This is a genomic window from Streptomyces sp. NPDC006551, from assembly GCF_040611675.1.
Lineage (GTDB): Bacteria > Actinomycetota > Actinomycetes > Streptomycetales > Streptomycetaceae > Streptomyces.
The window spans coordinates 196,345-216,478 of the sequence record NZ_JBEXOT010000007.1; the positions used below are offsets into that span (position 1 = coordinate 196,345).

The window sequence follows — 20,134 nt, forward strand, 5'->3', positions numbered from 1 at the left end:
GACATGGACGTCCCCCGTGCTCGCGCCCGCTCCCTCGCTCGTGCCCGTACGCGCCGTCTGCTGCTGCCCGTCGCCGCCGGGGCCTGCGCCGTCGCCCTGGCCGGCGGCTGCACGTCCGGTGCGGCCCCGGAGGTGAACCGTTCCACGCAGGCGGCCGCCCCGCTCGCCGTCAACGACCTCCAGGACGACTACCGGGCCGTCATCAAGAACGTGCTGCCGTCCGTCGTCCAGATCGACGCGTCGAACAGCCTCGGCTCCGGGGTCGTGTACGACGCCCAGGGGCACATCGTCACCAACGCGCACGTGATCGGCCGGGAGGAGAGCTTCCGGGTCACGGCGGCGACCGGCGGGCAGCCGGTGGTGGCGAGACTGGTCTCGACGTACCCCGAGCAGGATCTCGCCGTCATCAAGCTGGACTCCGTCCCGGAGGGGCTGAAGCCGGCGAAGTTCGGCGACTCGGCCAAGGTCGACATGGGCCAGATCGTGCTGGCGATGGGCTCCCCGCTGGGTCTGTCGGGCAGCGTCACCCAGGGCATCGTGTCGGCGACCGGCCGCACGGTCAGCGCGGGCCGTGCCGGCGGTGGTACGGGGGCGACCATCGGGAACATGGTGCAGACGTCCGCCGCGATCAACCCCGGCAACAGCGGGGGCGCGCTGGTCAATCTGGACAGCGAGGTCATCGGCATCCCGACGCTGGCGGCGACGGACCCGCAGATGGGCGGCGGCGCGGCGCCGGGGATCGGCTTCGCGATCCCCGTCTCGATGGTCAGGACGATCGCCGACCAGATCATCAGGAACGGCAGGGTCACCGACTCCGGCCGGGCGGCCCTGAACATCACCGGCCGGACGGTGCTCGACGACGATTACGAGCCGTCGGGGGTCGCGGTGGTCGAGGCGCCGGCGAACGGGGCGGCGGGGAAGGCGGGGCTGCGGCCGGGGGACGTGATCACCCGGGTGGGCGACGAGCCGATCACGACGATCACGTCGCTGTCGGAGGCGCTCGCTTCCCGGAAGCCGGGCGACAGGGTGACGGTGGTGTACGAGCGGGCGGGCCGGGAGTCCCGGGCGGAGGTCACGCTGGGCGAGATGTGACCTCGGTGCCGCGCCGGGGAAGGCCCTCGTGCACCCGGGGGCCCGGTGCCCTGCCGAGGGCCTTGTGCACGAGGGCCCGGCAACGGCACCGGGGCCGTGGGTTGTGCCCACCCGTCCCGTCCTGCGGGACGATTGCCCACAACAGGCCTTAGCCCTCCGCGTTCAGGGGCATCGGGCCGTAGATCTTCGTGCCGTCCTCCGAGAGCGTCACCTGGTCCGCGCCGCCCTCCAGGAGGTCCTTCCAGTACTCACCGATCCAGGACTCGGCGTCTCCCTGGGTCGTGAACTCCTCCGGCGCCACCGCCGGCTGGACCTCCGTGCCGTCGGACTTCTCGAACCGCCACGTCCATGCCATGTCCGCCTCCTGAAGGCTCACCGGATGATCGGTTTCCTGCCCGCAGCGTAGCCGGGCGCGCACCCCTCGCGGTGACGCGGGAGGATCTGAGCGTGGAACTGACTCTGCTCGGCACCGGCGCCCCTCTCGGGCTCCCCCGCCCCGACTGCCCCTGCGCCGTGTGCGCGACCGCCCGTGGCCCGCAGGCGCGGGCGGCCACCGCCCTGCTCGTGGACGGGGCGCTGCTGCTCGACCTGACGCCGGGGGCCGCGCTGGCCGCCGCCCGGTCCGGGCATTCGCTGGTGGGCGTACGGCAGGTGTTGCTGACGCATCCGCACGACGGGCCGGCCGTGGAGGTGCCCGCCGGGCTGCCGGCCGCGGGGCGGGTCCCGGACGGACGGGAGCTGACGCTGATCAGCGGGCACCGGGTACGGGCCGTGCCGATGGATTCGCCCGGTACGGGGTACGAGGTGATCTCCCCGGACGGTGAGCGGCTGCTCTATCTGCCGCCCGGCGGTGCCCCCGCCGGCCTGCCGGACGACCATCGCACCCCGTACGACATGGTCGTCCTGGACGTCACCGGGCGGCCCGACGCGCTGGCCAGGCTGCGGGCGACCGGGGCGGTGGGGGCGAGCACCGATGTGGTCGCCGCCCATCTGGACCATGACATCCCGGGCGGTGCCGAGCTGGACCGGCGGCTCGCGGCGGCCGGGGCGCGGGCGGTGCCGGACGGGACGACGCTGTATGTCGGGGAGTACCACGCCGTGCCCGACGTGCCGCGGCGCACGCTGGTGACCGGGGGCGCCCGTTCGGGCAAGTCGGTGGAGGCGGAGCGGCGTCTGGAGACCTTCCCCGAGGTGCTGTACGTGGCGACCGGCGGGACCCGGGAGGGAGATCCGGAGTGGGCGCAGCGGGTGAGCCTGCACCGTGACCGGCGGCCGGGTTCCTGGCGTACCGCCGAGACCTGCGATCTCGTACCGCTGCTCGAGTCCGACGGTCCGGCCCTGCTGATCGACTGTCTGTCGCTGTGGCTGACGGACGCGATGGACCGGGCCGGGGCCTGGGACGACGAGCGGTGGGCGCACGGCGGGCAGGAGGAGTTGCGCGAGCGGATGGCGGAGCTGGTGGCGGCGGTGCGGAACACCTCCCGCACGGTCGTCGCCGTGACGAACGAGGTCGGCTCGGGAGTCGTCCCGGCCACGGCGTCGGGCCGCCGCTTCCGGGACGAGCTGGGCCGGCTGAACGCGGCCTTCGGCGACGAGTGCGAGCAGGTGCTCCTCGTCGTCTCGGGACAGGCCCTGGTGCTGCGCGGGTAGGGTGCGATCACCCATGGCCATCGCCGACGTCACGAGGAAGAGCCTTGAACCTGGACGACTTCTCCGATCTGATCGAGCGCCCCGACGGCGGGATACGGCGTGACGCCGAGGAGCGCCGGGAGCGGTTGATCGTTCCGCCCGGTGCGCTCGGCCGGCTCGACGAACTGGGCGAGTGGCTGTCGGCCGCGCAGGGTTCGGTCAAGGTGCGGGCGATCGAACAGCCGCGGGTGGTGCTCTTCGCGGGCGATCACGGGGTGGCCTCGCTGGGGGTGTCGGGCCGTCCGGCCGGCACCGCGTACGAGCTGGTCCGCGCGGTGCTCGACGGCGCGAGCCCGGTGGCGGTGCTCGCCCGGCGGGCCGGTGTGCCGGTGCGGGTGGTGGACGCGGGTCTGGACTGTGATCCGGAGCTGCTGCCGGCCGAGGTCGTACGGCACCGGGTGCGGCGCGGCAGCGGCCGGATCGACGTCGAGAACGCGCTGACCGTCGAGGAGACGGTGGCGGCGGTCGAGCTGGGCGTCACGATCGCGGACGAGGAGGCCGACTCCGGCACGGACCTGGTCGTCCTCGGCGATCTGAGTGTCGGCGGTACGACCCCGGCGGCCACGCTGGTCGCGGCGCTGTGCGGCACGGACGCCTCGGTGGTCACCGGCCGGGGCGGCGCGGGGATCGACGATCTGGCCTGGATGCGCAAGTGCGCGGCCGTCCGGGACTCGCTGCGGCGCGCGCGGCCGGTCCTGGGCGATCAGCTGGAGCTGCTCGCGGCGGTCGGCGGGGCGGATCTCGCGGCGATGACCGGGTTCCTGCTGCAGAGCGCGGTGCGGCGGATGCCGGTGATCCTGGACGGTGTGGTGGGGGCGGCCTGCGCGCTGGTGGCGCAGCGGGCGGCGTTCCGCGCGCCGGACTGGTGGCTGGCGGGGCAGGTGAGCGGGGAGCCGGCGCAGTCGAAGGCGCTGGACCGGATGGCGCTCAACCCTCTGCTCGATCAGGGCGTCACTGTGGGCGAGGGAACCGGGGCGTTGCTCGCTCTTCCCCTCGTCCAGGCCGCGGCCGCACTGGCCGCCGAGCTGCCGGAGCAGACCACTCCAGCCGCTGCGGTCGACGAGGAGAACTGAGACGGATCACGGCACCGGACGCGTCCGCCCGCCACGTGCGGACGGACGCGTCCGGCGACCGATCATGACGAGCGATGCCCCATATGATCGCTTTTCATGGGAGAGGTCCGTTTGTCCACCGAAGGAGCGCCCGGGAGCACCGTCCGATCGCGGCGCAGCGCCGCTTTCGCCGTCTGGTATCTGCGCGCCGTCACGTTCGTCAACTTCCTGAGCGCCGTCTGGGTCTCCTTCGGCCAGGACCTCCGTCGGCACAACACGGACGACTACTTCACCCCGTACATGCTGACCGCGGGCTTCGCCTCGGGCGTCTTCACGCTCTTCCTCGCGATCACCATGCGCCGCCGCAAGCGGGCCGCCTGGATCCTCAACACCGTGCTCGGTGGGCTCTTCCTGCTGCTCTTCGCCTTCGCGATGGTCTTCCCGGAGATCCGGCAGCACGCCCAGAACTGGGTCTCGCTGGTCCTCTCCGCCGCGTTCGTGCTCGCGCTGCTGCTCGGCCGCAAGGAGTTCTACGCCAAGGGCGACCGCTCCAACCCGCTGCTCGCCGCGGCCGTGGCGGTCGGCGGGCTCCTGGTGACCTCGCTGCTCGCCGCGGTCCTGGTCACCGTCACCGACACCTCCACCGGCACCTCCACCTTCCCGGAGCGCTGGCGGTACGGCGTGATGCGGCTGGTCACCCTGGCGTCGGACGGCTCCCGCTCCGACGGGATCGCCCCACCGGGCTGGGTCGACGTCACCATCAACGTCCTGTCCACGCTGCTGCTGTTCGCCGTGCTCTTCGCCGCCTTCCGCTCGCGCCGGGCCGTCGACCCGCTCACCGAGGAGGACGAGGACAAGCTGCGGGCCCTGCTCGACAGGCACGGGGACCGCGACTCGCTCGGCTACTTCGCGCTGCGCCGCGAGAAGAGCGTGGTGTGGTCCCCCAGCGAGAAGGCGGCGATCGCCTACCGGGTGGTCGGCGGGGTCTCGCTCGCCTCCGGCGACCCGATCGGCGACCCGGAGGCCTGGCCCGGAGCGATCGAGCCATGGCTGGCCGAGGCCCGCGAACACGGCTGGATCCCGGCCGTGATGGGCGCGAGCGAGGAGGCCGGAACCGTCTACGCCCGGCACGGCCTCGACGCCCTGGAGCTGGGCGACGAGGCGATCGTGGACACCAGGGAGTTCACCCTGGACGGCCGGGCCATGCGCACGGTGCGGCAGGCGTTCAACCGGGTCAAGCGGGCCGGGTACCAGGTGCGGATCCGGCGCCACGAGGACATCCCGGCCGACGAGATGGACGAGCTGCTCCGCAAGGCCGACGACTGGCGCGACGGGGCCACCGAGCGGGGCTTCTCGATGGCGCTCGGCCGGCTCGGCGACCCGCGCGACGGCCGGTGCGTGATGCTGGAGTGCACGGACGACAGCGGGGAGCTGCGGGCCGTGCTCTCCTTCGTCCCCTGGGGCCCGAAGGGGCTCTCGCTGGACCTGATGCGGCGTGACCGGGACTCCGAGAACGGTCTGATGGAGTTCATGGTCATCGAACTCCTCCAGTGCGCCGAGGAGATCGGGATCACCCAGGTGTCACTGAACTTCGCGATGTTCCGCTCCGTCTTCGAACGCGGCTCGAAGCTCGGGGCGGGACCCGTGCTGCGGATGTGGCGTTCGCTGCTCAGCTTCTTCTCCCGCTGGTGGCAGATCGAGTCGCTGTACCGCGCCAACGCCAAGTACCGACCGATCTGGGAGCCCCGTTTCATGCTCTTCGAGAAGAGCGCCGACCTGCTGCGCATCGGCCTCGCCGCGGGCCGCGCCGAGGGCTTCCTGGAGGCCCCCGGTCTGCCGAAGTGGCTGCACCGCAAGCATCTGGAGGGCCGGCGGTGAGGTCCTCCCTCAAGGATTTCGCCCGCCGCGAGTGGGGGTCGCTGTTCACCACCGTACGGACGGCTCTCGTCGCGCGGAGGTGGCGGGCGATCCCGATGACGCTGGCCGCCATCTGCCTCACGGCCGCGTTCCAGCTGGTGCAGAACCAGGAGTGGGGCTATCAGCCGGTGCAGAACGTCGGCTCGGTACGGGCCGAGGAACCGCTCTGGCTCGCGCTGCTCCGCACCCCGCTCTCGCTGTTCGTCCCGGCCCTGGATCTGCCCGTGTGGGGCGCGCTGGCGCAGATCCTGCTGGTCTTCGGGATCGCCGAGATCTGTCTGGGCCGGTGGCGGACGCTCGGGATCGCCTATCTGGCGACGCTGGCCGGGACGCTGTACGCCCGGATCGGCATCGCGCTCGGCCCGGAGAACCCGCTCGGGCTGCCGGCGTCGGACGCGCGGGTCGTAGACACCGGACCGTCGGCCGCCGTGGTGGGCCTCGCGGTCTTCGTCTGCTGGCGCCACCGGGCGCGGTGGACCGGGGCGCTCGTGGTCGTCGCGATGGTCGTGGAGATCCTGGTCAAGAACAACCTGGCGGGCAAGGAGCATCTGGCGGCGATCGCGGCCGTGCTCGCGCTCGTCGCGTGCGTCGCGTGGTGGGAGCGCCGTCAGGACCGGTCGGAACCGGAGCCCGGTCCCGGGGCACGCTCCTGGAAGCCGCCGATCAGGTCCTGAACCCTGCGGCGTACGCGGGTCCAGCGCCGGTCGTGGCGGTACGTACGCACCGTGGCCCGGGCGCGGGCCCGGGGGCGGCGGGCGTAGGCGTGCCGTGACCACCAGGAGCCGGGGCGGGCGAGCCGGACGGCCGCCACGATCGCCACGAACGGCACCAGGGCGCCGATGACGGCCATGCGGAACTTCCCCTTGACCAGGGCGATGAGGACGAAGAGGAAGTTCACCGCGAGGGTGAGGATGAAGGTCGCCCGGCTCTGGCGCTCGTCGGCGGTCATGTCGTCGACGCCGAGCGGCGAGAACCCGCCGAGCGTCAGCAGCACCAGAGCGGCCGTCAGGACGACGACCTCCACGCTCTGACGCCCCTGTTCGCTCCAGTACACGTCGTCGAGATGGAGGATCAGCGCGAACTCGTCCAGGACGAGACCCGCCCCGATCCCGAAGACGACGGCGAAGACGGCGACGCCGACACCGTGCCGTCCGCTGCCGACGGCACCGAAGCCGCCGACGACGGTGAGCACGACGCCAGGAACGACATGGTGGATGTGCAGTCCGCCGGGAGAGACGTTTCCGAACGGCCCCTTGCCGGCCCGGATCAGCCGGGTGATCGTCCGCGTGACCAGGAAGGTCAGGACGAACGAGGCCAGGGCGAGCAGCATCGGGAGCTTCCCGGGCTCGACGATGTTGCGGGAGAACCAGTGACCCATGCCACCCACTTCCGGTTTGGGCTCTATGCGCAATTTACTGTCCGAGCCCGGCGATTACCCTGCCCGGATGGACGGCCTGCGTTTCGCCTTCGGCACCCTCACCGTGCTTCCCGCCCGCGTCACCCGCTGGGACCGGGACGCGGCGCGCGCCGGCATGCTCTGGGCCCCGCTCGCCGGCCTGGTCGTCGGGCTCTTCTCCGCCGCGCTCGGCGGCGCGTTCCTGCTGCTCGGCGCGGGCCCGCTGGTCGCGGCCGTCGTCACGGCGGCGGTGCCCGCGCTGCTGACCCGGGGGCTGCATCTGGACGGGCTCGCGGACACGGCGGACGGCCTCGGGAGCGCGAAGCCGGCCGAGGACGCGCTGCGCGTCATGAAGCGGTCGGACATCGGCCCGTTCGGCGTCATCGTGCTCCTCTTCGTCCTCCTCGCCCAGGTCGCCGCGCTCCACCGGCTGTACGAGGAGGGCTGGGCACACGGCACGGTGGCCGCCGCCCTCGCCGCGACCGTCGCCCGCCTCGCCCTCACCCACGCCTCCCGCGCCGGTGTCCCCGCCGCCCGCCCCGAGGGCCTGGGCGCGATGGTCGCCTCGACCGTCCCGGTCCGGTCGGCGGCGCTGGTCACAGGAGGCGTCCTGGTCCTGTGCGCGGGCGCCGGCGCGCTGTTCTCCCCGTACGACGCGCTCCGTCACGTCCTGGCGGCGGGGGCGGGGCTCGGCGCGGCCGCGCTGCTGCTGCGGCGGTGTGTGCGCCGGTTCGGCGGGGTGACGGGGGACGTGTTCGGGGCGGTGGAGGAGGCCGCGGGGACGGTGGCGCTCGTGGCGCTGACGCTGGGGTGACCGAGCACCTCAGCAGGCCCGGCGCCAGGCGTCCAGGTCGTACCTCTTCAGCATCGAGCTGAGGCCGAGCCTGCGGGACTCGGGGCAGAACGCGCGTACGTCCAGCTCGTACTCCACGTGGAGGACTGCCTTGCCCGCCGTCACGAACGGCGTCAGCAGGTCGCACTCGTCGTACTGCGCGCACTGCTCGTTGACGGCGAAGTCGAAGTCGTCGAGGAGCTGCGGGATCTGGTCCAGGTCGTTCTTCAGGCCCACCGACAGGCCCCGGTCGTGGGCCAGTTCCGCGATCAGACGGTTGTAGCGGAGCTGGTCGGCGGCGGTGAGGGGGAAGCCGGTGCGGTTCTCGTAGCCGTCCATGTTGTCGGGTTCGACCGCGTCGAAACCCTTTTCGCGGCACATGTCGAGGCGTTCGGCCATGAGCGGCGCGAGGACGTCCGTACGGCGGATGTCGAGCCAGCGTTCGCCCTCCCAGCCGTTGCCCTCGCCGAGGACGGCCTCGGGGAACTTCGCCGCGTCCGGGCGGAAGTCCTCCCACGCGCCGGTGGAGAGGTAGCAGATCACCTTCCGGCCCCGCGCGTGCAGGTCCTCGACGGCCGAGGCCGGGTGGTCGAAGCCGTCGATGTCGTAGACGGGGACGTCCACGGTCGGATCGAGGCGGCCGCTGAGCTGCCACTGCCAGGCGACGCCGGGCTTCGGCTGCCAGCGGCCGGACGGGCGGGGGTCGTCGGGGACGCTCGTGCAGGCCGTCGCCAGGAACAGCAGCAGGATCCCGAGGAACAGCGGACGTCTCATCGCGCGGGCTCCAGGGCGTGCGGGAGCGTGCCCCAGGGGTGGGCGCCCGCGCCGGGGACCGCGCAGTGGACCTGGGTCGTCGGCAGGGCGTCGGGCGGGGCGGCGTAGACGAGGTGGCAGTAGTGGTCGGCGACGGGCAGGTCGAGCGTGCGGTAGGAGTCCCAGGGGCCCTCGAAGGTGACCAGCAGGTCGGCGAGGTCGGCATAGCCCGGGGCGGGGTGCGCGCCGTGGTTGAGGACCACGGTCCGGGCTCCGGCCGCCCGCGCGGCGACGCCGATGCGCTGGTAGTGGGCCAGGGCCCCGGGCTCGGTCGGCACCTGGTCCAGGAAGGCGCCGTCGGTGCCGTACCAGTCGCGGTGGCGGAGCAGATCGGCGACGACCTCGCCGTGCGGGCGGCGGCCGTACGCGGTGTCGGTGTAGCCGAGCACCCGCGCCCCGGCCTCCCGGATCCGGGTGGCGACGGCGGCGAAAGCGGGGTCGGGCGCCCGCCCCGCGCCGTTGGCGGGGTTCAGCACGACGCCGTAGAGGGAGCGCGCCGACTCGATCACCGCCGTCCACGCCTCGGGGCGGTCGGCGGGGTGCTCGTAGAAGGGCACCAGCAGAGAGGGGGCCGGTCGAGAGGGGTTCACAACTTCCCTAGGCGCGGTGGGCGGTCGGTCGGATCAGCAGAGCACACGTGAGGACGGCGAGCACGACGGCCGCTCCGGCGGCGAGCGCGGGGCGGCCGGCGGTCGGGGCGAGGAGCTGCGCGCCCGCCGCGAGCGCGCAGACGGCGGCCGCGGCGCGTACCGCGCCGAAGGCCTGGAGCAGCAGTCCGAGCCACAGCACCACGCCGACGAGGAGGAGCGGGAGGAGCCGGACGGCGGTCGGTGGCGGGGTGTCCGGCCACAGCAGGCAGGTCGTCAGGGCCAGGACGAGGAGGGCGGCGAGATAGCCGCCGAGGCAGCGGGCGAGCGTGCGGACCGTGGCCCGGCGGAACTCCCGGGCGGTGGTGAGGATCCGCAGCCGCGTCCGGCTCTCGCCGCGGAAGCGGTGCAGCAGCCACTCCGCCGGTCCCATGGAGAGGGTCAGCGCGACCACACCGGCCGGGTCCGCCGTGCACAGGACGAGCAGCCCGGTCCCGAGGCCGAACAGACCGTACGGGAGGGAGGCGGCGAGCGAGGGGGCACCGCTTCCGGCCCCGTCGCGCCGAACGCCCGGCCACAGGACACCCCTCGTGCCAGTATCCGGCCTCCCCACACCCGTCCGCGGGACACTCGCCCCTTCAACACCCGGCCGCCGAACGCCCGTCCGCAGGACACCCGGCCTCCCAACGCCCGGCCGCCCACCGCCCGGCCGCGGGACACCCCGCCTCCCAACGCCCGGCCGCCCACCGCCCGGCCGCGGGACACCCCGCCTCCCAACGCCCGGCCGCGGGACACCCGGCCTCCCCACGCCCGGCCGCAGGACGATCGTCGCGAAGGTGACGCTCGCCGTGAGCGACGCCAGCAGCAGGCCGGCGCGCAGGGCGCTGGGCAGGTCGTACCAGAACGCGGGTACCGCGCCGGTCAGCGGCAGCAGGGCGAGGAGCAGGGCCCGTTCGCGGCCGAGGACGAGCAGGACGGTCGCGGCGGCCAGATAGAGCGCCTGCCCCGTGGCGAACACGGCGGCCTGCCACTCCCCCGGCCCGGCAGCCGCGCACGCGACGACCGCCCCGGCGAGGACGCCCGCCGGGGCTCCGGCGAGCAGCGCGCGTACGGCGGCCCGCCGGTCGCCGAGCCCGAGCCAGGAGTACGCGCGGTGGGACAGGGCCTGGTTCCACACCCAGCCGGTGACGGCGCCGGCCAGCAGCGGCACCGTACCGGCGGGCAGCCCGTGGGGACCGCGCGGACCGGCCAGGAACGGCCCGCCGAGGACGTAGGCGAGCCCGGGCAGGGCGAAGACCAGCCCGCGCAGGAGGCAGCCGGCGAGGCCGGTGTGCCAGGGTCCGGCCGGCGGCGCCTCGGGGGCCGGGTGGCGCCGCTCCACGCGCGCGTAGAGCTCCTCGGCGAGGGCGAAGGAGTCGGCGCGGCCGTAGGTGAGGCGGATGTGGTCGTCCGTCATGCCGTCGGACTCGAGTATCGCGGCCATCTCGTCGGGGTGGACGGCGACGGCGGCCAACGCGTCCAGCCGCTCGGCGAGTTCGTCGAGCGGGTCGGCGGCGAGGGAGGCGGTCGCGAGGCACGTGTCGTAGGGCCGCCGGCGCGGAACCACCGGCAGTGTGTCCGGCATGGTGCCCTCCTTGAGCCAGAGGGAGCCGCTCACGAGAGGGAGCCTCCTCCGACGAGTTCCTGGCGCCAGGGGTCGGTGATCCGGACCGTCCAGTCCTCGGGGTCCGGCAGGGGCGTGACGGGCCGGCCGGCGAGTTCGCGGTAGATCTGCCGGAAGCCGTCCACCGAGCGGTGCAGGGTGAACCGGTCCACGACCCGCTGCCTGGCCCTGCGCCCCAGCTCCGCCCGCCGCTCCCCGTCGCGCAACAGCTCGGTGACGGCGGCGGCCATCACGGCGGGCTCGCGCGGCGGGACGACGAGGCCGGTGTCGCCGACGGCCTCCCGTACCCCGCCCACGTCCGTCGACACCGTCGCCCGGCCGCAGGACATCGCCTCGATCAGCGAGAAGGGGAATCCCTCGCTGATCGAGGAGAGCATGACGACGCTCCCCGCCGCGTAGGCGCGGGCCACGTCGGAGACGCGGCCCTCGAAGGTGACCCCGTCGGTGACGCCCAGCTCGGCGGCGAGCTTCTCCAGGCGGGTCTTGTAGTCCTCGCCCCCGGCCGGGACCGGTCCGAACAACCGCAGCCTCAGCTCGGGGAGTTCGGCGCGGACGATGGCGTACGCCCGGATCAGCGTCTCCAGGTCCTTGATGGGGTCGATCCGGCCCGCCCAGCTGAGGGTGGGGACCTCCGGTTCCGGACCGGCGTACGGGAAGGCGGCCGGGTCGACTCCGTTGTAGACGGTCCGGATGCGGTCGGCGGGGGCGCCGCCGCGCTCCTCCCAGCGCCGGTTGTACTGGTTGCAGGGGGTGATGAGGTCGGCCTTGCGGTAGCCCAGCGAGTTGAGCTCGCGGTAGAAGCCGAGCATCAGGGCTTTCACCGGCCAGCGTTGGGCCTCGGTGCGGTAGCCGAGATAGCGCTCGCGCAGATAGATGCCGTGTTCGGTGAGCAGGAAGGGCACCCCTTCGAAGTGCTGGGCGGCGAGCGCCGGCAGGGTGGCGAGGCCGCTGGAGACGGCGTGCGCGACGGTGTCGTCGGACAACCGGGCGGCGAGCGGCCGCAGGGCGTGTTCCAGCAGGTCGGTGGCGGTCAGGGCGTCCTGCACGGTGGGCCGGGCGGCGACGGTCGGCAGATGCGGCATGGTCCAGATCCACATCAGCGAGCGCAGCGCCCGTTCGGAGCGCAGGGCGGCGGTGAGCCGTCCGCGCCGGGCCAGTCCGGCCAGGGCGTAGAGGCCCTCACCGAAGTCGTGGCCGGCGCCCGGGTCGAGTATCGACAGCAGGAACCGCTCGTACAGGTCGAGGAAGCGGCGGCCCTCACGCCCGCGCGGGGGCCGGCCGTGGCCCGCCGGCCCCGGCGAGGCGCCCCAGAGCGGGAACGACGTGTGCCGGTGGACGTTGGGCGGGAGCTCCCAGGTGACCGGTTCGCGCCCGCTGCCGGTGAGCGCGAGGACGGCGAAGTCGACCTCGGGCATGCCCCGGACGAGCTGGTCGCACCAGGTGCTCACTCCCCCGTGGACGTGCGGATAGGTGCCTTCGGTGAGCATGGTGACGTGACGGCCACTGCTCGGCATGTGCGTTCCCCCCCAGAACGTGCTGGTCAGGCGTCAGGCGGTCGGGAGCGTGAGGGTGATGGTGGACTGGAGCGCTTCGGGCGTGGTCCAGGCCGAGCGCGCTCCCGCGTACGGCGTCCCGAACGCGGCCGTGCCCATGAGGAGTTCCTTACGGGTCCCCTCGGGAGCGGTGATCGGCGTGCTCACTCCGGAGGGGGCCTTGACCGTGACGGTGGCGCCGACGCGGTAGGCGGTGACCTTGCCGGCCGTCAGTGCCCGGTCCCAGGCGGCGCGGCGGTTCAGCTCGGTGCCGACGTCGCGCTGGCGCGGGTTGACGAGTGGCGTGTTGTCCGCGAACAGGGCGCGGTAGTCGGCGAGGACCTTGTCGAGGACGGGGTAGAGCAGCCGTTCCTCGGCGAGGTTGGACTGGTGGACGTAGTGCGGGCGCGGGTCGTTGGCCACGACGTGCGAGAGCGCGGTACGGGCCTCCTGCGGGACGATGTGGGAGGCGTAGCCGGTGGTGGTGTCGAGGGGGGCGGGCAGGCAGGCGGAGGCCGGGTCGGTCTCGCAGACGCCGCTGCCGCCGTGGACGCGCGAGGTGTAGATCCAGTTGTACTCGTCGGCCATCTCGGCGGCCGTTCCCACGTTGTAGTACACGTTCATGGGGTGGCGCGGCACGGTCTTCGCGGCCCCGACGGCGCGCTGTGCGGGCTCGCGCGAGTTGTCACTCGCGATCCACTTCACGCCGTTGTCGGAGAGCGCGCCGGCGAGGTTCGGGTTGTCGACGGGCTGCTGCGGCAGGGTCTTGAGGCCGGAGTGCTCACCGGTGACCAGTTCGGTCCGGTCGACGAGAAGGCCCTTGCCGACGGCCCAGTCGTGGTTCTTCCGGATCTGTGCGGAGATCTCGGCGCGGCTCATCCACAGCGTGGTCCCCGCCGCGTCCCCGGCGCACCGCCAGGGGACGGTGGTGGTGTCCTGGACGCAGCCGAGGAAGGGGTGGGTGTAGGTGTGGTTCACCCAGCGGTACCGGGCGCGGTCGGCGATCAGCTGGGCGGCGAGCGGGTCGCTCCCGCCGTGTTCCGACTTCCACTGCTCGCCCTGGCCGCCGTTGTAGACCATGTCGAGGGTGAAGCCCGCGGACTTCTGCCAGGCGGCGGCGTACCGTGCGTCGGCGTCGGTCATCCGGATGGGGCTCGCGCCGGCTCCGTCGCCGTCGGCGCAGTCGAAGTCGCCGGGGGTGCAGTCGCGCACGGTGTCCCAGCGGGCGTCGGGGGCGAAGACGTCGTCGACGTGGACGGAGAAGTAGGCGCGGCTCTGTCCGAGGTGGACGCCCTGGGTGAGCCATTCGACGATGCCGCGGGCGAGTGCCCGGAACTGCCGCTGGTGGCGGTTGTAGGCGAAGGTGACGACCAGTTCGCGGCGCCCGTCGTGGACGTACTCGCCGATCAGGCCGGCCCGCCCGCCGCCCTGGACGGGGATGTCGAGATAGCTGGTGTAGCCCGCCCTTGGGCGCCCCGCGTAGCCGTGGCTCTCGGAGATCGCCGGGTCGTTGTCCTCGAAGGTCAGCGGCCCGTCGAGGTGGCGGAAGGGCCCGGCGCGTCCGGCGGCGGTCACCGAGGCCGTGACCCCGTCGAGGCTGCCGGAGAAGCCTCCGTCGCTGGTGTACTCGAGGCCGACGCCCGGATGCGCCCAGGTGTACGCGTCGACCTGCGGGATGCCGTAGGTCTTCTCGTACGCGACGAGGGCGGTGTGCTCGGCGGAGTCGGGGCCGAAGGCGGCCTCGTGCGGCAGGACGACGCCCTGGTACCTGGCGCGCGGGCGCCCGTCGACCGTGTCGGAGAGGAAGCCGGCCGTGATGACCGGGCGGCCGGGGTCGGTCAGATCGACCGTGCGGTACGGGACCCCGGTGGAGCGCAGCTCCGAGGTGATGGCCTCGACCGCGCTGCCACCGTCGTCGAGGACGAGGACGGTCAGGTCGACGCGCGGGGCGGGTTCGGCGGCGCTCGCTCCGGCCGACGGAACGACGGTGGCCAGGAGTGCGGCGGCGGCGAGGGCCGCGGTGCGGGCGGCTCCGGGCAGGCGGGTCCGGTCGGATTCCATCGGGTGGTGTCCCCCCTCGGCAGGGCCACCCGCAACCGGGGAGACCTGTGGAGATGATGCAAAGGCGCGGATGCCGCGCTTGCGCGAATGAGGCGAGTGTGGACGAGCTCTCCGGCCGTGCGCGGTAAACGTGAAAGAGACACCACGGATGAGTGAATCGCCGTCGCCGTGAGCGAACACGAGGAGCGAGCGTAGGCTCGTTCCCGGCGCTCATCGGGCCGAAATACGATGCGGCGGGCACGGTCGGCCCATCCCTCGACCGCCACAGGACTCAACGGAAGCGAGATTTCACCACCGTGACTGCTCTCACTCTCAGCACTGCCGGTGCGGCGACGCTGCGCGCCGACGCACTCGTCGTCGGCGTCGCGAAGTCGGGCAAGGCCCTCGTCGTCGCGCCGGGCGCCGAGGCCGTGGACAAGGCGTTCGACGGAAAGCTCGCCGCGGTCCTGGAGACCCTGGGTGCCTCGGGTGCCGAGGGTGAGGTGACCAAGCTGCCCGCCCCCGCAGGTCTGAAGGCCCCCGTCGTCCTGGCCGTCGGCCTGGGCTCCACGCCCGAGGACGGCGAGGCCTTCGGCACCGAGGCCCTGCGCCGTGCCGCCGGCACCGCCGCCCGCACCCTGACCGGCGCCAAGAAGGCCGCGTTCGCGCTGCCGATCACCGCCGTCGAGGACGCCGAGGCGATCGCCGAGGGCGCTCTGCTCGGTGCGTACGCCTTCACCGCCTACCAGGAGAACGGCAAGAACGGGAAGAAGCCGCTGGCCGAGGTGGCCCTGCTGGGCGCCAAGCCGCGCGACAAGGCCTTCAAGGCCGCCGCGGAGCGCGCCCAGGCGGTCGCCGAGGAGATCAACCGCGCCCGCGACCTGATCAACATGCCCCCGAACGACCTGACCCCGGCCGCCTTCGCCGCCGAGGCGCAGGCCGCGGGCAAGGCGCACGGCCTCAAGGTCCAGGTCCTCGACGAGAAGGCGCTCGCCAAGGGCGGCTACGGCGGCATCCTGGGCGTCGGCGCCGGTTCGGAGAACCCGCCGCGTCTGGTCCGTATCGCCTACACCCACCCGAAGGCGGAGCGCACCCTCGCCCTGGTCGGCAAGGGCATCACCTACGACTCGGGCGGCATCTCCCTGAAGCCGGCCGGCCACAACGAGACGATGAAGTGCGACATGAGCGGTGCCGCCGCCGTGTTCGCCGCCGTCGTCGCCGCCGCCCGGATCGGCCTGGCCGTCAACGTCACCGGCTGGCTGGCGCTCGCCGAGAACATGCCGTCGGGCTCGGCCACCCGCCCCGGTGACGTGCTGCGCATGTACAGCGGCAAGACCGTCGAGGTCCTGAACACCGACGCCGAGGGCCGGCTCGTCCTCGCCGACGCGCTGACCAGGGCGTCGGAGGAGAACCCGGACGCGATCGTGGACGTGGCGACCCTGACCGGTGCGATGGTCCTGGCCCTGGGCAACCGGACCTTCGGCATCATGGCCAACGACGACGCCTACCGCACGGCGATCCACGAGATCGCCGAGGAGGTCGGCGAGCAGTCCTGGCCGATGCCGCTCCCCGCGGACCTGCGCAAGGGCATGGACTCCCCGACCGCCGACATCGCCAACATGGGCGAGCGGATGGGCGGCGGCCTGGTCGCCGGTCTCTTCCTCCAGGAGTTCGTCGGCGAGGGCATCACCTGGGCCCACCTCGACATCGCGGGCCCGGCCTTCCACGAGGGCGCGCCGTACGGCTACACCCCGAAGGGCGGCACGGGATCCGCGGTCCGCACCCTGGTGAGGCTGGCGGAGAAGACGGCCGACGGCGAGCTCTGACCGTCGCCTTCCGTGTGCGGCCCCGGGGACGAGCTCCCCGGGGCCGCACACGTCGCGCCCTCGACGAAATCCGTAGGTTCGTACGCCCGCCTCACCCGCCCGTACGGACGATCGCCTGTCTCAGGACCCGGCCCCGCGTCCCGCCTTCCGGCAACAAGTGCGAAGATGGGTTCTCGGCAGGACAGGGCCCCCACCACAGGGCCGAAGAAAAAGCGGCCGAACACCAGCCGCCGCCCGGTCAGAGAAGACCGGCGACCGGCGCACATGCATGGAGGACGTGACGTGGCGAACGACGCCAGCACCGTTTTCGACCTAGTGATCCTCGGCGGCGGTAGCGGCGGTTACGCCGCGGCGCTGCGCGGAGCGCAGCTGGGCCTGGACGTCGCACTGATCGAGAAGAACAAGCTCGGCGGCACCTGCCTGCACAACGGCTGCATTCCCACGAAGGCGCTGCTCCACGCCGGCGAGGTCGCCGACCAGGCCCGCGAGGCGGAGCAGTTCGGTGTCAAGGCCTCCTTCGAGGGCATCGACATCAAGGCCGTGCACAAGTACAAGGACGACGTGATCTCGGGCCTCTACAAGGGTCTGCAGGGTCTCGTCGCCTCCCGCAAGGTGACCTACATCGAGGGTCACGGTCACCTGTCCTCCCCGACCTCGGTCGACGTGGACGGCCGCCGCGTCGAGGGTCGGCACGTCCTCCTCGCGACCGGTTCCGTACCGAAGTCGCTGCCGGGCCTGGAGATCGACGGCAACCGGATCATCTCCTCGGACCACGCGCTGACCCTGGACCGGGTCCCGGAGTCCGCGATCATCCTCGGCGGCGGTGTCATCGGCGTCGAGTTCGCTTCCGCGTGGAAGTCCTTCGGCACCGACGTGACGGTCATCGAGGGTCTGAAGCACCTGGTCCCGGTCGAGGACGAGAACAGCTCCAAGCTTCTTGAGCGCGCTTTCCGCAAGCGCGGCATCAAGTTCAACCTCGGCACGTTCTTCCAGTCCGCCGAGTACACCGACAGCGGCGTCAAGGTCACCCTGGCCGACGGCAAGACCTTCGAGGCGGAGGTGCTGCTCGTCGCCATCGGCCGCGGCCCGGTCTCGTCCGGTCTCGGCTACGAGGAGCAGGGCGTCGCGATGGACCGCGGCTACGTCCTCGTCGACGAGTACATGCGCACCAACGTGCCGACGATCTCGGCCGTGGGCGACCTCGTCCCCACGCTCCAGCTCGCGCACGTCGGTTTCGCCGAGGGCATCCTGGTGGCCGAGCGCCTGGCCGGTCTGAAGACCGTTCCGATCGACTACGACGGCGTGCCGCGGGTGACGTACTGCCACCCCGAGGTCGCCTCCGTCGGGATCACCGAGGCGAAGGCCAAGGAGATCTACGGCGCGGACAAGGTCGTCGCCCTGAAGTACAACCTCGCGGGCAACGGCAAGAGCAAGATCCTGAAGACCGCGGGCGAGATCAAGCTCGTCCAGGTCAAGGACGGTGCCGTGGTCGGCGTCCACATGGTCGGTGACCGCATGGGCGAGCAGGTCGGCGAAGCGCAGCTGATCTACAACTGGGAGGCGCTGCCGGCCGAGGTCGCGCAGCTCATCCACGCCCACCCGACGCAGAACGAGGCGCTCGGCGAGGCTCACCTGGCCCTGGCCGGCAAGCCCCTCCACTCCCACGACTGACGCTCACGTCATCAACGGGCGCGACGACCACTTTCCGCAATTCGTTAGGAGCAACTGAAACCATGCCGGTTTCCGTAACCCTGCCGGCGCTCGGCGAGAGCGTCACCGAGGGCACCGTCACCCGCTGGCTCAAGGCCGAGGGCGAGCGTGTCGAGGCCGACGAGCCGCTGCTCGAGGTCTCGACCGACAAGGTCGACACCGAGATCCCCGCCCCCGCGTCGGGCGTCCTGTCCTCCATCAAGGTGGCCGAGGACGAGACCGTCGAGGTCGGTGCCGAGCTGGCGATCATCGACGACGGCTCGGGTGCCGCCGCGGCGGCCCCGGCCGCCGAGCCGGCCCAGGCCGAGGCCCCGGCCCAGGCCGAGGCTCCGGCCCCGCAGCAGGAGGCCCCGGCCCCCGCTCCGCAGGCCGCCCCCTCCACCGAGGTGCAGACCCCGGCTCCGGCCCCGACGGCCGAGGCCGCCTCCGGCGGCGGTTCCGCCGAGGGCACCGACGTCGTCCTGCCGGCGCTCGGCGAGTCCGTCACCGAGGGCACCGTCACCCGTTGGCTGAAGTCGGTCGGCGAGACCGTCGAGGCCGACGAGCCGTTGCTCGAGGTCTCCACGGACAAGGTCGACACCGAGATCCCCGCCCCGGCGTCGGGCGTCCTGCTCGAGATCGTCGTCGGTGAGGACGAGACCGCCGAGGTCGGCGCCAAGCTGGCCGTCATCGGTGCCGCGGGTGCCGCCCCGGCCGCCGCGCCGGCTCCGGCCGCCGCTCCCGCCGCCCCGGCTCCGGCTCCGGCCCCCGCCCCGGCCGCTCCGGCCCCGGCCCCGGCCGCCCAGGCCGCTCCGGCTCCGGCGCCCGCCCCGGCCGCTCCCGCCGCCCCGGCGCCCGCTCCGGCTCCGGCTCCGGCGCCCGCTCCGGTCACCCCGGCCCCGGCCGCTCCTGCCCCCGCCGCCGCACAGCCGGCGGAGGACGGTGCCTACGTGACCCCGCTGGTCCGCAAGCTCGCCACCGAGAACGGTGTCGACCTGGCGGCCGTCAAGGGCACCGGCGTCGGTGGCCGTATCCGCAAGCAGGACGTCCTCGCGGCCGCCGAGGCCAAGAAGGCCGCCCCGGCTCCGGCCGCCGCTCCGGCCGCCGCGCCGAAGGCTCCGGCCCTGGAGGTCTCCCCCCTCCGCGGCCAGACCGTCAAGATGACCCGCATGCGCAAGGTCATCGGCGACAACATGATGAAGGCGCTGCACGGCCAGGCCCAGCTGACCTCGGTCGTCGAGGTCGACATCACCAAGCTGATGCGTCTGCGCGCCGCCGCGAAGGACTCCTTCGCGGCCCGCGAGGGCGTCAAGCTGTCCCCGATGCCGTTCTTCGTGAAGGCGGCGGCCCAGGCGCTGAAGGCCCACCCGGTCATCAACGCCCGGATCAACGAGGACGAGGGCACCATCACGTACTTCGACTCGGAGAACATCGGCATCGCCGTGGACTCCGAGAAGGGTCTGATGACGCCGGTCATCAAGGGTGCGGGCGACCTGAACATCGCCGGTATCTCGAAGGCCACCGCCGAGCTGGCCGGCAAGGTCCGCGGCAACAAGATCACGCCGGACGAGCTCTCCGGCGCGACCTTCACGATCTCCAACACCGGCTCGCGCGGCGCGCTGTTCGACACGATCATCGTGCCGCCGAACCAGGTCGCCATCCTGGGCATCGGTGCCACGGTCCGTCGTCCGGTCGTCGTCGACCACCCGGACCTGGGTGAGACGATCGCGATCCGCGACATGACGTACGTCGCGCTCTCCTACGACCACCGTCTGGTGGACGGCGCCGACGCCGCCCGCTACCTCACGGCGGTCAAGGCGATCCTCGAGGCCGGCGAGTTCGAGGTCGAGCTCGGCCTGTAGGCAAGCCCCTGAGCTGTAACAAGGCTCACCAGCGGCGCCCCTGCCCGGGGTACCTCGTCAAGCCGTTCAGCAAGAGCGATGTCGTGCCGGCCATCGAGATGGCCGTCTCCCGCTTCGCCGAGCTGCGGGCCCTGGAGAAGGAGG

At 72.8% G+C, this 20,134-nt stretch carries 16 protein-coding genes and 1 pseudogene; 10 read left to right on the plus strand and 7 right to left on the minus strand.

The window, feature by feature from the left end:
• Positions 1 to 3 precede the first annotated feature (3 nt).
• Positions 4 to 1,092, plus strand: a complete 1,089-nt coding sequence (locus tag ABZY12_RS11025; RefSeq protein ID WP_356888989.1) for a trypsin-like peptidase domain-containing protein — start codon at positions 4 to 6, stop codon at positions 1,090 to 1,092.
• 148 nt (positions 1,093 to 1,240) lie between these two features.
• Here ABZY12_RS11025 and ABZY12_RS11030 read toward each other — a convergent pair whose 3' ends face one another.
• The gene (locus tag ABZY12_RS11030; RefSeq protein WP_356888990.1) at positions 1,241 to 1,447 is read right to left on the minus strand and encodes a hypothetical protein; all 207 of its coding nucleotides are present in this window, start codon (positions 1,445 to 1,447) and stop codon (positions 1,241 to 1,243) included.
• Positions 1,448 to 1,539: 92 nt separating this feature from the next.
• Here ABZY12_RS11030 and ABZY12_RS11035 point away from each other — a divergent pair, with 92 nt between their 5' ends.
• The 4 genes from ABZY12_RS11035 (at position 1,540) to ABZY12_RS11050 (ending at position 6,424) form a co-directional block, all read left to right on the plus strand.
• Positions 1,540 to 2,742 carry a bifunctional adenosylcobinamide kinase/adenosylcobinamide-phosphate guanylyltransferase gene (locus ABZY12_RS11035; RefSeq protein WP_356888991.1) on the plus strand — a complete coding sequence of 401 codons (1,203 nt, stop codon included), beginning with the start codon at positions 1,540 to 1,542 and terminating at the stop codon, positions 2,740 to 2,742.
• Positions 2,743 to 2,786: 44 nt separating this feature from the next.
• On the plus strand, positions 2,787 to 3,854 hold the full coding sequence (gene cobT / locus ABZY12_RS11040) for a nicotinate-nucleotide--dimethylbenzimidazole phosphoribosyltransferase (RefSeq protein ID WP_356888992.1): 1,068 nt from the start codon (positions 2,787 to 2,789) through the stop codon (positions 3,852 to 3,854).
• Positions 3,855 to 3,950: 96 nt separating this feature from the next.
• Positions 3,951 to 5,711, plus strand: coding sequence for a phosphatidylglycerol lysyltransferase domain-containing protein (locus ABZY12_RS11045; RefSeq protein ID WP_356888993.1), 1,761 nt, complete (start codon positions 3,951 to 3,953; stop codon positions 5,709 to 5,711).
• Positions 5,708 to 6,424 carry a hypothetical protein gene (locus tag ABZY12_RS11050; protein WP_356888994.1) on the plus strand — a complete coding sequence of 239 codons (717 nt, stop codon included), beginning with the start codon at positions 5,708 to 5,710 and terminating at the stop codon, positions 6,422 to 6,424. The genes ABZY12_RS11045 and ABZY12_RS11050 overlap by 4 nt, the downstream gene beginning before the upstream one ends.
• Here the strand turns inward: ABZY12_RS11050 and ABZY12_RS11055 are convergent.
• A complete protein-coding gene (locus ABZY12_RS11055; protein ID WP_356888995.1) occupies positions 6,358 to 7,128 on the minus strand; it encodes a hypothetical protein in 771 nt (256 codons plus the stop codon). The genes ABZY12_RS11050 and ABZY12_RS11055 overlap by 67 nt on opposite strands.
• 67 nt (positions 7,129 to 7,195) lie before the next feature.
• Here ABZY12_RS11055 and ABZY12_RS11060 point away from each other — a divergent pair, with 67 nt between their 5' ends.
• A complete protein-coding gene (locus ABZY12_RS11060) occupies positions 7,196 to 7,960 on the plus strand; it encodes an adenosylcobinamide-GDP ribazoletransferase (RefSeq protein WP_356888996.1) in 765 nt (254 codons plus the stop codon).
• Between the two features lie 9 nt (positions 7,961 to 7,969).
• Here the strand turns inward: ABZY12_RS11060 and ABZY12_RS11065 are convergent, their stop codons facing one another.
• The 5 genes from ABZY12_RS11065 to ABZY12_RS11085 are packed head-to-tail and all read right to left on the minus strand — an operon-like array spanning position 7,970 to position 14,634.
• Positions 7,970 to 8,752 carry an endo alpha-1,4 polygalactosaminidase gene (locus tag ABZY12_RS11065; RefSeq protein ID WP_356888997.1) on the minus strand — a complete coding sequence of 261 codons (783 nt, stop codon included), beginning with the start codon at positions 8,750 to 8,752 and terminating at the stop codon, positions 7,970 to 7,972.
• The gene (locus tag ABZY12_RS11070) at positions 8,749 to 9,381 is read right to left on the minus strand and encodes a spherulation-specific family 4 protein (protein ID WP_356888998.1); all 633 of its coding nucleotides are present in this window, start codon (positions 9,379 to 9,381) and stop codon (positions 8,749 to 8,751) included. Before ABZY12_RS11070 ends, ABZY12_RS11065 begins: the two co-directional genes overlap by 4 nt.
• A 7-nt stretch (positions 9,382 to 9,388) precedes the next feature.
• Positions 9,389 to 11,035, minus strand: a complete 1,647-nt coding sequence (locus ABZY12_RS11075) for a hypothetical protein (RefSeq protein WP_356888999.1) — start codon at positions 11,033 to 11,035, stop codon at positions 9,389 to 9,391.
• A complete protein-coding gene (pelF, locus tag ABZY12_RS11080; RefSeq protein WP_356889000.1) occupies positions 11,032 to 12,555 on the minus strand; it encodes a GT4 family glycosyltransferase PelF in 1,524 nt (507 codons plus the stop codon). Before pelF ends, ABZY12_RS11075 begins: the two co-directional genes overlap by 4 nt.
• Before the next feature lie 33 nt (positions 12,556 to 12,588).
• Positions 12,589 to 14,634 (minus strand): hypothetical protein, encoded by a 2,046-nt coding sequence (locus ABZY12_RS11085; RefSeq protein ID WP_356889001.1) that lies wholly within the window; start codon positions 14,632 to 14,634, stop codon positions 12,589 to 12,591.
• A 296-nt stretch (positions 14,635 to 14,930) separates the two neighbouring features.
• Between ABZY12_RS11085 and ABZY12_RS11090 the strand changes: the two genes are divergently transcribed.
• The 4 genes and pseudogenes from ABZY12_RS11090 to ABZY12_RS11105 form a co-directional block, all read left to right on the plus strand.
• Positions 14,931 to 16,439, plus strand: coding sequence for a leucyl aminopeptidase (locus ABZY12_RS11090; RefSeq protein WP_356889002.1), 1,509 nt, complete (start codon positions 14,931 to 14,933; stop codon positions 16,437 to 16,439).
• Between the two features lie 282 nt (positions 16,440 to 16,721).
• Positions 16,722 to 18,110: a dihydrolipoyl dehydrogenase gene (gene lpdA / locus ABZY12_RS11095; protein ID WP_356889003.1), complete on the plus strand. Its 1,389-nt coding sequence runs from the start codon at positions 16,722 to 16,724 to the stop codon at positions 18,108 to 18,110.
• A 62-nt stretch (positions 18,111 to 18,172) separates the two neighbouring features.
• Entirely contained in the window at positions 18,173 to 19,990 is a 1,818-nt protein-coding gene (gene sucB, locus ABZY12_RS11100) for a 2-oxoglutarate dehydrogenase, E2 component, dihydrolipoamide succinyltransferase (RefSeq protein WP_356889004.1), read from the plus strand.
• 50 nt (positions 19,991 to 20,040) lie between these two features.
• A pseudogene (locus tag ABZY12_RS11105) lies at positions 20,041 to 20,134 on the plus strand (response regulator); the annotation flags it as partial.

Excerpts from the sequence above, each read along its gene's own strand:
- ABZY12_RS11025 (WP_356888989.1), top strand. The coding sequence starts at position 4 with ATGGACGTCCCCCGTGCTCGCGCCCGCTCCCTCGCTCGTGCCCGTACG.
- ABZY12_RS11030 (WP_356888990.1), bottom strand. The coding sequence starts at position 1,447 with ATGGCATGGACGTGGCGGTTCGAGAAGTCCGACGGCACGGAGGTCCAG.
- ABZY12_RS11045 (WP_356888993.1), top strand. The coding sequence starts at position 3,951 with ATGGGAGAGGTCCGTTTGTCCACCGAAGGAGCGCCCGGGAGCACCGTC.
- ABZY12_RS11055 (WP_356888995.1), bottom strand. The coding sequence starts at position 7,128 with ATGGGTCACTGGTTCTCCCGCAACATCGTCGAGCCCGGGAAGCTCCCG.
- ABZY12_RS11060 (WP_356888996.1), top strand. The coding sequence starts at position 7,196 with ATGGACGGCCTGCGTTTCGCCTTCGGCACCCTCACCGTGCTTCCCGCC.
- ABZY12_RS11065 (WP_356888997.1), bottom strand. The coding sequence starts at position 8,752 with ATGAGACGTCCGCTGTTCCTCGGGATCCTGCTGCTGTTCCTGGCGACG.
- pelF (WP_356889000.1), bottom strand. The coding sequence starts at position 12,555 with ATGCCGAGCAGTGGCCGTCACGTCACCATGCTCACCGAAGGCACCTAT.
- ABZY12_RS11085 (WP_356889001.1), bottom strand. The coding sequence starts at position 14,634 with ATGGAATCCGACCGGACCCGCCTGCCCGGAGCCGCCCGCACCGCGGCC.
- sucB (WP_356889004.1), top strand. The coding sequence starts at position 18,173 with ATGCCGGTTTCCGTAACCCTGCCGGCGCTCGGCGAGAGCGTCACCGAG.